Raw genomic sequence first — 15,525 nt, forward strand, 5'->3', positions numbered from 1 at the left:
TAGGTAAGGCTGCGGCGGCACGTTTCATGTTTCACTGGGTGCCTTCTCAACTGTCTTTCAGGAGGTCGCCCGTGCCCATCCCCTCGCTCAAAGACCAGTTCGCCGCTCTGATTGCCGCGCCTTCGGTGAGCTGCACCCAGGCGCATTGGGACCAGACCAATCGTCCGGTCATCGACCTGCTCGCCGGTTGGCTGGGCGACCTCGGTTTCACCTGTGAAACGCAGGAAATCTCGCCCGGAAAATTCAATCTGCTCGCCAGCTACGGCACCGGGCCGGGCGGACTGGTGCTGGCCGGGCACAGCGATACCGTGCCCTTCGACGATGAACTGTGGACGACCGATCCGCTGCGGCTACGCGAAGCCGACGACCGCTGGTACGGCCTCGGCAGTTGCGACATGAAAGGTTTCTTCTCGCTGATCATCGAAGCCGTGCTGCCATTGCTCGATCAACCATTCAGGCAACCATTGCTGATCCTGGCGACCTGCGACGAGGAGAGCTCCATGGCTGGTGCCCGCGCGCTGGTAGCGGCCGGCCGGCCGCTGGGGCGGGCCGCGGTGATTGGTGAGCCGACGGGGTTGCGCCCGGTGCGCCTGCACAAGGGCATCATGATGGAGGGCATCGAGATTCACGGGCAGAGCGGGCACTCCTCCAACCCGGCCTACGGCCATAGCGCGCTGGAGGCCATGCACGACGTCATGGGCGAGCTGCTGACGCTGCGCCGCGAGTGGCAGGGGGAGTACAACAACCCGTTGTTCGACGTGCCGCAGCCGACGCTCAATCTGGGTTGCATCCACGGCGGTGACAACCCCAACCGGATCTGTGGCCAATGCTCGCTGGAATATGACCTGCGCCCGCTGCCGGGCATGCAGCCGGAGCAGCTGCGCGAGGCGATTGCGCAGCGCTTGCGCCCGGTGGCCGAACGACACCAGGTCAAGATAGACCTGATGCCGCTGTTCCCCAGTGTGCCGGCCTTCGACCAGCCCGCCGAGGGGGAGCTGGTCAGGCTGGCCGAGCGGCTGACTGGCCATGCCGCCGAGGCAGTGGCCTTCTCCACCGAAGCGCCTTATCTTCAGCAGCTTGGCTGCGAAACGCTGGTGCTCGGCCCGGGCGATATCGCCTGTGCACACCAGCCAGACGAATACCTGGATCTCGACAGAGTCGAACCCACCGTGAGGTTGTTGCGCGCAATGATCGAGCACTACTGCCTGCAACCGGCGAGCCGAGGATAGGAGCAGGTTCGGCGATCCTAGAATCGCAGCATGGATCTGCTCCCTTCTTCCCATCACTCGACCCGGCATTCCGGACTGAACAAGCGGTTACCTAAGGCTTCTGCAATGCACAATTACGTCACCTGGCTTCGCGACTCATCGCCCTATATCAACGCGCACCGCGACCGTACTTTCGTGGTCATGCTGCCGGGCGATGCCCTGGAACATCCTAATTTCGCCAACATCGTCCACGACCTGGTACTGCTGCACAGTCTCGGCGTGCGCCTGGTGCTGGTGTTCGGTTCGCGCCCTCAGATCGAGGCGCGACTGGCCGCGCGGGGCATTGAGCCGCGTTTCCACCGCGACCTGCGCATCACCGACTCGGCGACGCTGGAATGCGTGATCGACGCGGTCGGCCATATGCGCATCGCGCTGGAGGCACGGTTGTCGATGGACATGGCCTCCTCGCCAATGCAGGGTGCTCGGTTGCGCGTCGCCAGCGGCAATTTCGTCACCGCGCGCCCGATAGGCGTGCTCGACGGCGTCGATTTCCACCACACCGGCGAGGTGCGTCGGGTCGATCGCAAGGGCATCGGCCGGCTACTGGACGAACGCACCATCGTGCTGCTCTCGCCGCTGGGCTATTCGCCGACAGGGGAAATCTTCAACATCGCCTGCGAAGACATCGCGACCCGCGCGGCTATTGACCTGCAGGCCGACAAGCTGGTGCTCTACGGTGCCGAGCGCGGACTGCGCGACGAGCTGGGCAAGCTGGTGCGCGAGCTGCGCCCGCAGCAGATCCCGGCCTATGTGGAGCGGCTAGGCAGCAGCTACCAGGGCGAGCTGCTCGACGCGGCGGCGCAAGCCTGCAAGGGCGGCGTGCGGCGCAGCCATGTGATCAGCTATGCCGAGGACGGCTCGCTGCTCAACGAACTGTTCACCCGCGATGGCGGTGACGGCACGCTGGTGACGCAGGAGCAGTTCGAGCAGTTGCGTGAGGCGACCATCGAGGACGTTGGCGGGCTGATCGATCTGATCACACCGCTCGAGGAGCAGGGCATTCTGGTGCGGCGTTCACGCGAAGTACTGGAACGCGAGGTGGAGCAATTCACCATTGTCGAGCGCGATGGACTGATCATCGCCTGCGCCGCGCTGTATCCGATCGCCGACTCCGATTCCGGCGAGCTGGCCTGCCTGGCGGTGAACCCCGAGTACCGCCACGGGGGGCGCGGCGACGAGTTGCTCGAGCGCATCGAGGCGCGGGCGCGCAAGCTGGGGCTGAAGACTCTGTTCGTGCTCACCACCCGCACGGCGCATTGGTTCCGCGAACGGGGCTTCGAACCCAGCGGGGTGGAGCGATTGCCAGCGGCGCGGGCTTCGCTCTACAACTTCCAGCGCAACTCGAAAATCTTCGAAAAGACGCTGTAGACCCTTGGTGGCATCCATCACCCAGATGGGTGCCGCTCTGGCTGGCGCTGGTTCTGACCTACGGCCGCTCGCGAACGGCCGTGGGGGCTCTGCGCACTTGCGCTATGCCGGCGTCAAGCAGGTCAGGCTGCACTGGTAGTCCTCGACGAAACTGTCGAAGTCCTGGGTGTCACTGGCTTCCATCTCGGCCTGTTGAGCCAGTGAATCCTGTGCCGTTGTGTCGAACCACGTCATGTCGGCTTCGGACAAGGCGTTACTGCGGAAGTAATCGGCGTGCTGGCGCGTCTGGCGCAGGGCGAACTGGCTGAAGCTTTCTCCATTACGCTGCAGCGCTTCGAGGACTCGCGCCGAGGGCGTCAGGCTGCTGTCGACGACCTTCGCCTGTTGCTCGGCCACCGCGTGGGCATGCTCGACGCCTCCATGGCTGCGATCCAATAGCGCGGCGACTTGACCGATCTCGGCGATCAGCTCGCTGGCCCAGCTATGCAGGGTGACGTTCTCGCCGCGCCGCTGCAGTTCCAGCCCGGGCTTGCGGCCTTCCTTGACCACCTTCAGGAAATTGTCATTGCTGGCACTGCACTCGCCGTCGACCAGGCAGGGGCTCTGCTGCAATGCGCAGAACAGCAGGAAGGCATCGAGGAAGCGCGCTTCAACGACGTCGATGCCCAGCGGCAGGAAGGGGTTGATGTCCAGACAGCGCACTTCGATGTACTGAATGCCCCGTGCTCGTAACGCATGCAGCGGGCGTTCGCCGGTGGCGGTGACCCGCTTGGGGCGGATGTTGGAGTAGTACTCGTTTTCGATTTGCAGCACGTTGGTGTTGAGCTGCTGCCAGTTGCCCTGGGCGTCCTTGGTGCCCAGTGCCGCATAGGCCGGGTAGGGCGTGGAAACCGCCTTGTGCAGACTGCTGGTGTAGCTGGGCAGGTCATCGTAGCAGGGCGTCAGACCGGCCTGGGCGTTGCTCTGGTAGCCCAGGTCGCTCATGCGCAGGCTGGTTGCCCAAGGCAGGTACAGGGTGTCTTCGTCGAGCTGATCGAGCTGGTGTGACCGACCGCGCATGAAGCTCGCGTCCAGTGCCGGCGAGGCGCCGAACAGATACATCAACAGCCAGCTGTAGCGGCGGAAATTGCGGATCAGCGCGATATAGCGCCAGGATTGATAGTCCTGCTGCGGGCGGTCGTCGCCCTCGTCGGCCTGGAGTACCGACCACAACGACTCGGGCAGCGAGAAGTTGTAGTGAATGCCGGCGATGCACTGCATGGTCTTGCCATAACGCAGCGCGAGGCCTTGCCGGTAGACATACTTGAGCCGGCCGATGTTGGAGCTGCCGTATTCGGCGATGGGAATCAGCGGCTCTTCCGGCAGGCGGCCGGGCATCGACGGGCTCCAGAGAAACTCGTCATCGAGCTTGCTGTAGGTGTAGCGATGGATCGCGTCCAACTCGGCCAGTGTCCGCTCCGGATCGGTCTCGGTGGCCGTGATGAACTCCAGCAGCGCCTCGGAGTAATCGGTGGTGATCTTCGGATGCGTCAGCGCCGAGCCCAGCGCGCGGGGATGCGGCGTCATCGCCAGCTCGCCATGAGCGTCAACGCGCAGGCACTCGCGCTCGATCCCATGCAGGCATTGCGAAAGCAGCGGAAGGTTAGTGTGCTCGGCCAACAATGCCAGGCGGTGGGAGAGGAGGTCGCTCAAGTTTGGATTCCTTCACGCATCAGTCGGCACAATATGGGGCGGTGAGCGACAAGCTTCAAGCCACAAGAGAGGGCTCGGTGTGCTTACTTGGCGCTCGTAGCGTGTTGCTTGCCGCTTTTAGAGGCAGGCGAAGGTTGATTGCGCCTTGGCCACCAGCTTCTCGCCCTGATGTACTTCGGCTTCCAGCACCTGGGTGCGTCGCCCGCCATGCACCACCCAGGCGCGACAAAGCAGCTCGCCGTCCGTCACCGGGCGGATGTAGTTGACCTTGCATTCCAGGGTCACGCTGTTCGGCGAGCCATCGCCCAGGCTGTGGCTGGCCTGGCCCATAGCGGTGTCGATCAGCGAGAACAGCGCACCGCCGTGCAGCTTGCCGTGCAGGTTGCGCAGGCCGTCATGCATCTTCAGGCTGAGAAGGGCTTCGCCGCCTTCCGCCTTGAGAATCTCCAGGCCTAGCAAGCGCCCGAAGGCGCTGCTGCTGCCGATCGCCTCGGCTTTTGCGGTCATCGCTTATTTCCTAAGGTTCTTGGCGTTGGCGAACAGCGCGGCCATGGCGTTGTTGGCCGGTGCCGGCTTGGTCTCCGGCTTGCGCTCGCCACGTGCGTGGCCGCCACGGTTGTTGCCACCGCCGCGCATGCTGTTCGCTTTCTCGCCGGGCGTGTCGCTCATTCGCATGGACAGGCCGACGCGCTGGCGCGGGATGTCCACCTCCATGACCTTCACCTTGACGATGTCGCCGGCCTTGACCACTTCGTAGGGATCCTTGACGAACTTCTCCGATAGCGCGGAGATGTGCACCAATCCGTCCTGATGCACGCCGATGTCGACGAAGGCACCGAAGTTGGTCACGTTGGTCACCACGCCCTCGAGCATCATGCCCGGTTGCAGGTCGCTGAGCTTTTCCACGCCTTCCTGGAACTCAGCGGTCTTGAACTCGGGTCGCGGGTCGCGGCCGGGCTTTTCCAGCTCCTGCAGGATGTCGCTGACGGTGACCAGGCCGAAGCTTTCATCGGTGAACTGCTTGGGGTCGAGACGCTTGAGGAAGGCCGAGTCGCCGATCAGCGAGCGGATGTCGCGACCGGTGTCCTGGGCGATGCGCTTGACCAGCGGATAGGTCTCCGGGTGCACAGCCGAGGCGTCCAGCGGGTTCTCGCCGTTCATTACGCGCAGGAAGCCGGCCGCCTGCTCGAAGGTCTTGTCGCCCAGGCGCGGGACTTTCTTCAGCTCGCTGCGGGATCTGAACGCGCCATTGGCGTCGCGGTAGGCGACGATGTTCTGCGCCAGGGTGGCGTTCAGGCCGGAAATCCGCGCCAGCAGCGCCACCGAGGCGGTGTTGACGTCGACGCCGACAGCGTTCACGCAGTCCTCGACCACCGCATCCAGCGAGCGCGCCAGCTTGAGCTGGGACACGTCGTGCTGGTACTGACCGACACCGATGGCCTTGGGCTCGATCTTCACCAGCTCGGCCAGCGGGTCTTGCAGGCGGCGCGCGATGGATACGGCGCCGCGGATCGAGACGTCCAGGTCGGGGAATTCCTTGGCGGCCAGTTCCGAGGCCGAATACACCGAAGCGCCGGCTTCGGAGACCATTACCTTGGTCAGCTTGAGCCCCGGCACCTGCTTGATCAGGTCGGCGGCAAGCTTGTCGGTTTCGCGGCTGGCAGTGCCGTTGCCGATGGCGATCAGGTCGACGGCATGCTTGGCACAGAGCTTGGCCAGCACCGCCAGGGTGCCGTCCCAATCGTTGCGCGGGGCGTGCGGATAGACCGTGGCGGTGTCCAGCAGCTTGCCGGTGGCATCGACGACGGCCACCTTGCAGCCGGTACGCAGGCCCGGATCGAGGCCCAGGGTTGCGCGCGGGCCGGCCGGCGCGGCCAGCAGCAGGTCGTGCATGTTGCGCGCGAAGACACCGATGGCGTCGTCCTCGGCCTTGTCGCGCAGTTCGCCGAGCAGGTCGGTCTCCAGATGCGTATAGAGCTTGACCTTCCAGGTCCAGCGCACCACCTCGGCCAACCACTTGTCCGCCGCGCGGCCACGGTTGGCGATGCCGAAACGCTCGCCGATCATCACTTCGCCCGGGTGCATGGTGCCCGGCGCCTCGTCTCCCACTTTCAGGCTGACGCTGAGCACGCCTTCGTTGCGACCACGGAAGATCGCCAGCGCACGATGCGACGGCGCGCTCTTGAGTGGTTCGTCATGTTCGAAGTAATCGCTGAACTTAGCGCCTTCGTTCTCTTTTCCCGGCACCACGCGCGCGCTGAGCGTGGCGTTGTGGGTGAGAAAGTCACGCAGCTTGGCCAGGAGGTTGGCGTCTTCGGCGAAGCGCTCCATGAGGATGTACTTGGCGCCTTCGAGCACCGCCTTGACGTCGGCAAAGCCTTTCTCTGCGTCGACGAAACGGCCGGCCTCGCTTTCCGGGTCGAGCTCCGGATCGGCAAAGATCGCATCGGCCAGCTCGCCGAGGCCGGCTTCCAGGGCGATCTGGCCCTTGGTGCGGCGCTTCTGCTTGTAGGGCAGGTAGAGGTCTTCGAGGCGGGTCTTGGTGTCGGCGAGGTCGATCTCGCGCTTCAGTTCGGGTGTCAGCTTGCCCTGCTCTTCGATGCTGGCGAGGATCGAAGCGCGGCGGTCATCCAGCTCGCGCATGTAGCGCAGACGCTCTTCGAGCAGGCGCAGCTGGGTGTCGTCCAGGCTGCCGGTGACTTCCTTGCGGTAACGGGCGATGAAGGGCACGGTGGAACCTTCGTCGAGCAGCGCCACGGTGGCGGCAACCTGTTGCGGGCGCACGCCCAGTTCTGCGGCGAGGCGGGAATTGATGCTGTCCATTGAATGTCCTGCGGGCGGAAATGACGGCCGACCGGCCAGAAAAGCCGGCAAGTATAACTGCCGGCGCTCTGGCTGGGTCGGTTACCGCGTCGTCATCTGAAGTCAGCGTAGGGCAGCAATGGCTCGACGGGCAGGGCAAGATCGCCTCGCCATGGCGCGAAGCTGTAGCGCAGATAGAGCATGGCGCGGCTGGGTGCGTATTCGTCGCTCTGCAACAGGCTGAGCCCACCGCCCAGCACGAAATGATCGCTGAGCCGCCGTTCGAACAGCCCCTGCAGGCGATAGCTGAGTCCACGGCTGGTCGACCCTTCGCTGGTCTGGGTGGCCACCTCTGAATCGATCGCGGCCACCTTGTCCCGCAGCGCCGCCAGCGGATAGTCACGGCTGCCGCTCGATTGCGATACGGACCAACCGACGCTGCTTTCCAGCAGCACGGACCAGTCCTGGTTGCGCCAGGCGTAGCTGATCGGCACGCTGATGGAATTGTAGTTCTGCGGACTCCAGTAGCCGCCCTGGCCGAGAGTATGGCCGCTCAGGTCCTTGTCGTAGCCGAAGTGGATGAAGGTCAGGCCCGTGCGGACGCGCTCGTCGGGGCGGTCGACCAGTTTGTAGTAGTAGCCGGCCATGGCCGTGAGACGGTTGTTGCTGGCGACGTTGTCGCCGAGCAGCCAGTGGTAACCCAGCGACGACCACAGACCATGCGCGCCGCCCTCGTCCCAGCTCGTGCCCAGGCTCATGCCGTTGGCGGTGACCGAGCCCCAGCGGGTTCCGATTACCGGATCGCGAGCGCCGCCGTAGGACAGCAGCGAGTTGCTCATTGGCCGCCGTGACGCACTGAGTGACATGCCGATGGGGCCGATATCTCTTCTACCGGTTACGCCGCCGTAGAAATTGTCGATTTCGAACCCTTCGGTCAGGCCCAGATCCGCCTCCAGTCGCTCATCGCGCCAGCCCCCGGCCAGCAGCGTTGCCGTGCCGCGCTGGCTCTGGCCCGCGCAATCGTCGCGTGCCCTACAAGCGCCAAAGAAAGCATCTTCTTCCAGCTTGCCGGCATCCAGCGCCAGGCGTTCGGCGCGCAGGAAGCTGCGGCCGTTGGCTACTGGGGTTTCCAGGTGCAACAGGGTGGTGTCGGTGAGCAGCTCGGAAATGCCCGGGGTGCCATCATCGTTACGCCAGCCGTGGTCGTGCTGCAGCGTTAGGGTGGTGTCTTGCTGCTGGTGGAGGGCGGCGGTGTCACTGCGAAGGCTGCGGATCAGCCAGTCATCTGCGGCGTTCTGCCGGGTGGCCTGGGTCAGTTCGGCGGTGCTGGCGGATTCTGCCAGCAGGTCGGCATCAATCAGTGCCTGCCGGTAGTAAGCCATCGCCGCGCTCGGATCGATCCCGGCAACAAGCCGCGCGGTGTCGCGCCGGATCAGCGGATCGGGGCGCTGCAGGCCTGCCTCCAGCTGTTGAAGCATCTGCCGCGCCTTGTCCAGCTCACCGACCTCGGCCCAGCTGTTGGCCAGGCGTCGATTGGCGTTCCAGTCATTCTCGGTTAATGCGGGCGGGGTTGTTCGTAGCGCCTGTCTGGCGGCATCCGTTTGGCCCTCGGCGAGCAGAAGTTCGATGCGCATCAGGCGCGCTTCCGGGTGAGTCGGGTCGATGTGCAGTGCGCGTTCGACATAGGGAGAGGCGACCGCGGACTCGCCGCGTATCACCGCCCAATCGGCCAGCACCAACAGATCGTCCACGGAATCGCCGTGCGTGCGCAGCCGCTTCTGCATCAGCTCGACGGCCGCCGCCTCACGGCCGGTGGCGCGTAGCTTGTCGATGCGGGACATCAACTCCCGCCGCTCGAGGCGCGTCGCCAGGGCGTGCATGTCTTCGTCCCAGTCGGACTCTTTGATGCGATGCAGGCTGGCGAGCGCCTGGGCATCGCGCTGTGCACCGGACAGATAGAGCGCGTGGGCGTAGCGCGCGCTGGGATCGTCGGCCTGCCGCTTGAGCAGGTCGTCGAATACCCCATCGGCTTCGATAAAGGCTTGTTGCTGCCGTAAAGAGCTGGCTAGTCGATAGGTCAGCCAGGGGTCGGCTGGCGCCAAGCTGCGGGCCTGCTTCAGTGCAGTGATCGCCGCAGGCTGGTCGCCGCGTTCCAGCGCCTGTTCGGCGAGCAGGCGATAGCGGGCCAACAGTAAACCATTGCGCATCTCGGCGAAGGAATTTCGTTGGCTGGCTCCGAGCGTTTCGATGAACGCCAGCGCGCGTTCTGGCGATTGCGCCTGATACAGGCGAAGCAGTCCGCGGATCGCGCTGGCGTTGCCCGGCTCCCGGCTGAGCAGCTGCTGGTAGCCGGCTTCAGCGTCGGCAAGTCGATTTTGCGCTTCGGCGACTTGTGCCAGCCCGAGCTGGGCGAAGGGGTTGCTCGGTTGTTGCTTGAGGGCGCTGGCGTACAGCGACGCCGCTTCCTCAGTCCGCTTTTGCTCGAGCGCCTGGTCGGCTTTTTCGAGCGTGAGCCAGTAGCGGGTCGAGACGATCAGGTCGTTCCACTTGCTCAGATTGTCGATGTCTTCTTCGTGTTCCTTGGCGCGGCCGAAATACACCAGCGCCTCTTGGCGATGGCCCGGCCGCATCAGCGCCAGGCCGAGGCCGCCCAACAGCTCGGGGTCGTTCGGATAGCCGCGCAAGGCCTGCCTTAACTTGGCTTCGGCGGCCGCGTCCTGCGAGCGATCGAGCAGGCGCAGTCCCTCTTGCCCGGCTCGCCAGTATGGATCGGCCAGCAGCCGCTGGCTTCGTTCCAGATTCGATCGCGCATCGGTGGCAAAACGGCCGGTGGGATAACGCTGAAGGAAGCCGGTCCAGGCTTTTATGCTGGTGTCGTCGATTCGCCGGGTCGCGAGGTATTCGAACTCGCGTTGGGCTGCCGCATCGGTCGCGGCCGGGTTGCGTCCCAGCTCGGCCAACAGAGCGAGGGCCGCCGTGTCCTGTCCATCTTCGAACAGCAGGTTGGCCAATAGCTGACGAGCGGGTGGATTGCCCGGGTATTGCTCGTCAAGGCGGCGTAGCGCGTCGATCGCCAGCGAACGCTGACCCGGCTGAGCGCTGCGCACACGCCAGTACTCGACTGCTAGTTCCAGCGTCGGCGGTTTGTCACCATAGAGCGCTCTAAATCCTTGCAGTGCGTCTTCTGGCCTGCCCGCCATGGCTGCCAGCCGGGCCTGCTGCAGTTGCTGCTGCCCGGCCTCACGGCTCAATGAGTAGAGAACGCGTCCAGCTCGCTCGGCCTCGGTGCCGGCCGCCGACCGCTGCAAGCGCTGTTGCAGCGCTTCCACCTGTTGCGGGTTCCTCTGACGCAGGGCGAGTCGCATTTCGGCCAGCAGCGCACGCGCATCGCCAGGGGCAACGCGCTGTAGACGCGTCAAGGCGTCATGAACCAGTTCGTCGCGGCTCACCGCCTCGGCGGCGCGGATCTGGGCCAGCAGCCATTCGGCCTGCTCTGCCCGGTCCGCCGGTACCTGTGCGTGGCACCACACCGGGAGCAGTGCCGCGAGCAGCAACAATCGATAGCTGCGCATCGGGCTCACTCAGCGTCGGCCAGGCGCCGACGAGCAGCCCAGCTCAGTGCCCGCCAGAGCACGATAGCGAACAGCACGATGCTAGCGGCTGCCAGGAAAGCCAAAAGAACTGGATGCGAAGAAAGGTGGAACCACAGCAGCAGCCACCAAGGCAGATCGCCCACATAGTACTGGTCGCCAACGAAATGGCTGCTGACTCCGCTGTTGCGAATCAACGCGATAGCACCGGCAAAAGCCTCCTGCTTGCCGGAATCAGTCAAGGCATCGCGTAACAGCGCGTAGTCCTGCGGAGCCGAGGCGAGCAGTGCAACCAGGCTGCGTTGCGTGTGAAAAGGCGACTGCAGGCCAACCACTGCTGCCAGTGGACCGTTGGCGGTCATGCCGAGGTTGCCGTTGGCCGGCTCGATGGTCGGCCCGCCCCCGCCGTTCTGTAACCAGCTACGTGGCGATTCCAGCAAAATCGGTAATGTCGCGCCGTCTGCCAGCTGTTGCGGCAGCGGGCCGATTAACAACAGATCGGCATCGACCTGCTCGGCCATCTTCCAGTCATCCGTGATACGAACGCCATAGGCCGGATAACCGGTTTGCGAGCCAATCAGGGCAAGCGTATCCAACAGGGTTCCGACTTGCTCCTGGTTGGGCTGCGAGGGGACCAGTACCAGCGTCTCGGACAGGTCAGCCATCCGGCTGAAAGGGAAGCCGCTACGAGAGAAGGCCTTCAGGTCGGGCATGGCCATGTAGTGGTAGTAGCCCGAGAGGTCGATGGAAGACTGCTCGTCGATGGCGGCCTGGATATTGGTCGGCAGGTAGGTCTGGCAGCGGTCTCGCTGGGCATTGCCCAGCTTGCTGGCGAAATTGAACTCGAATCGCACCTTGTTGCGGATACCCATCTTGAGCGCGGGCACCAGCAACTTCTCGCTTTCGGTTGTCGAGTCGGATGAAAGGACGGACAGTCGAACGTTTTCCACACCGCTGCGGCTATCGCTGCCTTGCAAGGCGATGCTGGTGATGTACTGATCGTTGACGCTGATATTGAGGCGTGATTCGTCCGTGGTCGTTGGCGGGGTGTAGCGATAACGGGTCTGTAACGGAATGCCCTGGTTGCGCCAGACAAACAGATCCGGCGGCAGATTGACGTCCAGTGTGATCGGGTATGGTTGTAGCCCGCTTACTTGTAACTGCTGGGGATAGTCGATCAGCTCTGAAAGCTGTACTGCACGATCGGTACGTATCCAGTTGGGCGCGTCGTACGGCACGCGAGCAGGCGGCTCCATTCGCTCCATCCGGACCCGGTTGCCACGCAACTGACCGTTGTCCATTGCCAGCGCCGATGCCACTACGATGAGGTCGTTATCGTCGCGACCGAAGATGAGCAGCAACTTGCTGTAGCGATCTTCTGGATGCTCGATCAGTTCTACCGTGGGGCCGTCTACCTCGGGGTGTTCGGCGAGGAACGACGGGCGGCGGGAGTTGGTGGCGAAGACCACGGTTGGCTGCGGGCGGGCTGTTGTGGACGGCAGTGCATCGAACAGCACGGGGAAGCTGGCGCCTCGCCAGGCCGCCAAACCGCCAAAGTAGGAAGCCAGAATGCCAGCTGCACGCTGCTCGTTGGGTGTCGGGGCGCCACTGAATACGACCGGGAGGTTGAGAGGCTGACTGTCGCGTTCATCGAAGAATGGTTGCGGAAACCAAGCCAGATCGCCGGCGATGTCCAGCGCCTGCTCATGAAGACTGACCCGGCTCTGCCTGCCGAGATTGAGCCACAAGCCACTGTGCGCCGGGTCCTCGCAGATATCGCTGTAATGGCCAACGAATTCGACGCGTACCCGGTTGAAGTCTCCGAGCAGATGCGGGTCGAGCGCCAGGTCTTTGCTGACCCGCTGGCCTATTTGCTCCTTAGTGATGGGCAGCGTTCCCATCAGTTCGTCGTTCAGGTAGATCCGCAGGTGCGAGAGCACTGGAAGCAGGGCCGGTGAAGGTGTGTAGTCCAGGTGCAAAGTGGCGTCGGTGGCGATCCGGTCGTGGCGCAGGCGAAATTCGATCTGCTCGGCGTTGCGGATACCCAATAGCAACTGATCCCGAGGACGGCCCAAGTCACTGAAGCTACGACTGGAATCCCAGCTGGGTGGCGCGATATCAACGTCAACGCTCGGCTCCGTGGAAGCAACAGCAGTGAGTGCCCACAGTAAGGTGGTAAGCAGCGTCCAGGAGTGCGTTTGGGTGTTCATGGTAGATTTACCAGAGGTTTAGAGGCTGGGGTACGGGGGCAGAAGCTGAGTAGCCAGGCGGCTAGTCGAAAAATGGGGCGAAGCGGTTTGCTCAAGCCTTGCGGGAGCTGTTCGAGCAAGCGGTAATAGCCGCGACCTCCCATACGCAGAACCTCGATGAGGCTGTGTAGTGGGCGGTCCGTCTCGAAGCCATCATGGCGATCCAGCCAGACGTCGGCACGAGCGAACGTGCACTGAACCAGATCGATTTGCTGGGCCAGATCGAGGGTGTCGAGCCGGATTCCCAGACGTTCTCCAACTTGGCGAGAGGCGCGCCCGGGGAAAATGAATTCACGGTCGCCGCGCCGCAGGATCAGGGAAATCGGCTGATCCATGCCGATTTGCAGGCCAGACGGGATCTGCAGACCGGCACCGCCTTCGGCGAAGTCCAACAATGTGCAGGGGAACAGGTGTCCGTTGCTGAGCTTCAGCGATGCGGGCTGGCGAGCCATAACGCGATGCGCCCGGCGTATCTGCCTCACCTCCGACGCAACCGCCACGGCAGCGCCGATGATGAGCAGGTTGTAAATGACCCAGGCGGAGCTGACCAGGACGGTACCGATCTCGGTGACTGGGCCTGTGAACAGTCGCCAGACGGCAAATCCCAACCCCGCGACGTTGAGTATGGCCAGGACCAGGTAAGGCCGGGCGATACGCCAGTCGAACTGATCGTGATCCATCAGCCCGCCCTTTGCCGTGACGTTGAACTTTCCTTTCCCGGGATTGAACAGCGCCACCGTCGTGGGACGGGCGATGTACCAGGCCAGTACCGTCTCGTAGACCTCGCCCCAGAACGAATGCCGGTGCTCGCCCTGCATGCGTGCGTTGGTCAGGCTGGCGTGAATCATGTGCGGCAACACATACAAGACGATCATCAACGCCGGCGCATAGATGATGTACGCGTGCAGGAGCAGGAATGCGAGCGGTGCGGTCAGGTAGATCAGGCGAGGCAGGCCGGCAAGGAAATGCAGCATGGCGTTGGCGTAGCACAAGCGCTGAAAGATGCTGAGGCCGCGACCCAGAAGAGGATTGTCGGTACGGAATATCTGAGCCATGCCGCGTGCCCAGCGTATCCGCTGGCCGATATGCGCCGACAGGCTTTCTGTCGCCAAGCCGGCCGCCTGAGGCGTAGGCAGATACGCTGAATTCCAGCCCGAGCGATGCAGGCGCAGCGCGGTATGCGCGTCCTCGGTGACGGTTTCAACGGCGAAGCCGCCAATGCTCTCTACGGCTGTGCGGCGCAAAATCGCACAGGAGCCACAGAAGAATGCAGCGTTCCACATGTCGTTGCCGTTCTGGACCAAGCCGTAAAACAGCTCGCCCTCATTGGGCTTGCGACGGAACGAGCCGAGGTTGCGCTCGAAGGGATCTGGCGAGAAAAAGTGATGTGGGGTTTGCACCAGCGCCAACTTCCAATCGCGAAGAAACCAGCCCGTGGTGACCTGAAGAAAGGAGCGCACCGGGATGTGGTCGCAGTCGAAAATGGCGATCAGCTCGCTGTGGGTCACGGTCATGGCGTGGTTGAGGTTGCCGGCTTTTGCGTGGTTGTTGTCCGGGCGAGTGATGTAGCCCACCCCAACCTCTTCGGCAAAGCGTCGGAAACTGTCCCGCCGTCCATCATCGCAGATGTATATGTTCAGCTTTTCATGCGGCCAGTCCAGCCCCAACGCGGCTAGCACAGTGGTGCGCACTACCGAGAGGTCTTCGTTGTAGGTCGGTATGAAAAGATCGACCGACGGCCACTCAGCAGTGTTTTTCGGTAAGGGTGCAGGCTGACGATCGAGCGGCCAGCAGGTTTGGACGTAGCCGAGGATCAGCACGATCCATGAGTAGGTCTCGGCGGCAAGCAGGACAATGCCGCAGGCCAGATCGAAGTGCGAATCCCACCGGAGCGTCGCCGTGTAACGCCACCACAAGTAGCGGCAGGAAATGATCGCAGAGAGAACGATGAGCATCAGTACCGCGAAGCGGCCCGGCACCCGCCTGACCAGCAGGGCGACCCCCCAGAGCAGCAGAACGAAGGTGATCTGTGCGGCATAGCCGAAGGGCTCGGTGATGCAAAGAATGCTGAGCAGCGTGGCGAGCACCGCGATGGCCGCGTTAAATGCGTATCTGGCTGGTTTCGATAGTTTGGAGTGCCAGCGTTCGGCACGGTTGGCGCGCGCCTCGACGTTGCGCAGACCCTTCAGCCCCGGCAGAAGGTCGCTGCTCGCGCGCATCGGCACGGCCAGCTTGGCCGCGACGCTACGCAGCCGGTGGCCTGCTGATCGGGCTGGATTCCATAGGCGACGCGTGCCTGGTTCCTGCAAGGGGCGCGCGAGGATCAACCAGACGCTCTGAATCAGAACCCGTAATGGGTCGCCCGCGCTAGGGCGTTTGTCGGCCACGTGCGGATAGAGTCTGCGACGCTCAGCCAATACCCACTGCCAGCCGGGGGCTTCGAGGCGCAATAGCAGCCAGGCCAGTGTATAGGCGACCAACCAGCTGAGCGCGCCGTACAGACTCGCGCCACGCCGGTATCGGATGGCTTGGTAGTAACGCAGTGGGCTGAGCATG

General features: G+C 63.6%; 8 protein-coding genes. 2 read left to right on the forward strand and 6 right to left on the reverse strand.

All coding sequences use genetic code 11. From position 1 onward, the window contains the following. Nucleotides 1-71 precede the first annotated feature (71 nt). Together argE and argA are read left to right on the forward strand one after the other, a co-directional pair. Complete coding sequence (argE, locus tag ACL0K2_RS14465; protein WP_239611322.1) at nucleotides 72-1,229, forward strand: acetylornithine deacetylase; 1,158 nt, start codon at nucleotides 72-74, stop codon at nucleotides 1,227-1,229. Between the two features lie 105 nt (nucleotides 1,230-1,334). Further along, entirely contained in the window at nucleotides 1,335-2,636 is a 1,302-nt protein-coding gene (gene argA / locus ACL0K2_RS14470) for an amino-acid N-acetyltransferase (protein WP_045164188.1), read from the forward strand. A 102-nt stretch (nucleotides 2,637-2,738) separates the two neighbouring features. Here the strand turns inward: argA and gshA are convergent, their stop codons facing one another. From gshA to bcsA, 6 genes are all read right to left on the reverse strand, one after another. Next, nucleotides 2,739-4,328, reverse strand: a complete 1,590-nt coding sequence (gshA, locus tag ACL0K2_RS14475; protein ID WP_413042903.1) for a glutamate--cysteine ligase — start codon at nucleotides 4,326-4,328, stop codon at nucleotides 2,739-2,741. 117 nt (nucleotides 4,329-4,445) lie between these two features. Continuing rightward, nucleotides 4,446-4,835 (reverse strand): PaaI family thioesterase, encoded by a 390-nt coding sequence (locus ACL0K2_RS14480; protein WP_045164185.1) that lies wholly within the window; start codon nucleotides 4,833-4,835, stop codon nucleotides 4,446-4,448. 3 nt (nucleotides 4,836-4,838) lie between these two features. After that, on the reverse strand, nucleotides 4,839-7,151 hold the full coding sequence (locus tag ACL0K2_RS14485) for a Tex family protein (protein ID WP_413042904.1): 2,313 nt from the start codon (nucleotides 7,149-7,151) through the stop codon (nucleotides 4,839-4,841). A gap of 92 nt (nucleotides 7,152-7,243) precedes the next feature. Next, on the reverse strand, nucleotides 7,244-10,702 hold the full coding sequence (gene bcsC / locus ACL0K2_RS14490) for a cellulose synthase complex outer membrane protein BcsC (RefSeq protein WP_413042905.1): 3,459 nt from the start codon (nucleotides 10,700-10,702) through the stop codon (nucleotides 7,244-7,246). 5 nt (nucleotides 10,703-10,707) lie between these two features. Further along, a complete protein-coding gene (gene bcsB, locus ACL0K2_RS14495; RefSeq protein WP_045164182.1) occupies nucleotides 10,708-12,930 on the reverse strand; it encodes a cellulose biosynthesis cyclic di-GMP-binding regulatory protein BcsB in 2,223 nt (740 codons plus the stop codon). Continuing rightward, the gene (gene bcsA, locus ACL0K2_RS14500) at nucleotides 12,927-15,524 is read right to left on the reverse strand and encodes a UDP-forming cellulose synthase catalytic subunit (protein WP_045164181.1); all 2,598 of its coding nucleotides are present in this window, start codon (nucleotides 15,522-15,524) and stop codon (nucleotides 12,927-12,929) included. The genes bcsB and bcsA overlap by 4 nt, the downstream gene beginning before the upstream one ends. Between the last annotated feature and the right edge of the window lies 1 nt (nucleotide 15,525).

The organism is Pseudomonas sp. YJ42, assembly GCF_047225135.1.
In the GTDB taxonomy this organism is placed as follows: domain Bacteria; phylum Pseudomonadota; class Gammaproteobacteria; order Pseudomonadales; family Pseudomonadaceae; genus Stutzerimonas; species Stutzerimonas stutzeri_E.

What these genes read in the sequence shown, in the direction of transcription:
- argA (WP_045164188.1), top strand. Translation starts at nt 1,335, where the DNA reads ATGCACAATTACGTCACCTGGCTTCGCGACTCATCGCCCTATATCAAC.
- ACL0K2_RS14480 (WP_045164185.1), bottom strand. Translation starts at nt 4,835, where the DNA reads ATGACCGCAAAAGCCGAGGCGATCGGCAGCAGCAGCGCCTTCGGGCGC.
- ACL0K2_RS14485 (WP_413042904.1), bottom strand. Translation starts at nt 7,151, where the DNA reads ATGGACAGCATCAATTCCCGCCTCGCCGCAGAACTGGGCGTGCGCCCG.
- bcsC (WP_413042905.1), bottom strand. Translation starts at nt 10,702, where the DNA reads ATGCGCAGCTATCGATTGTTGCTGCTCGCGGCACTGCTCCCGGTGTGG.
- bcsB (WP_045164182.1), bottom strand. Translation starts at nt 12,930, where the DNA reads ATGAACACCCAAACGCACTCCTGGACGCTGCTTACCACCTTACTGTGG.
- bcsA (WP_045164181.1), bottom strand. Translation starts at nt 15,524, where the DNA reads ATGCTCAGCCCACTGCGTTACTACCAAGCCATCCGATACCGGCGTGGC.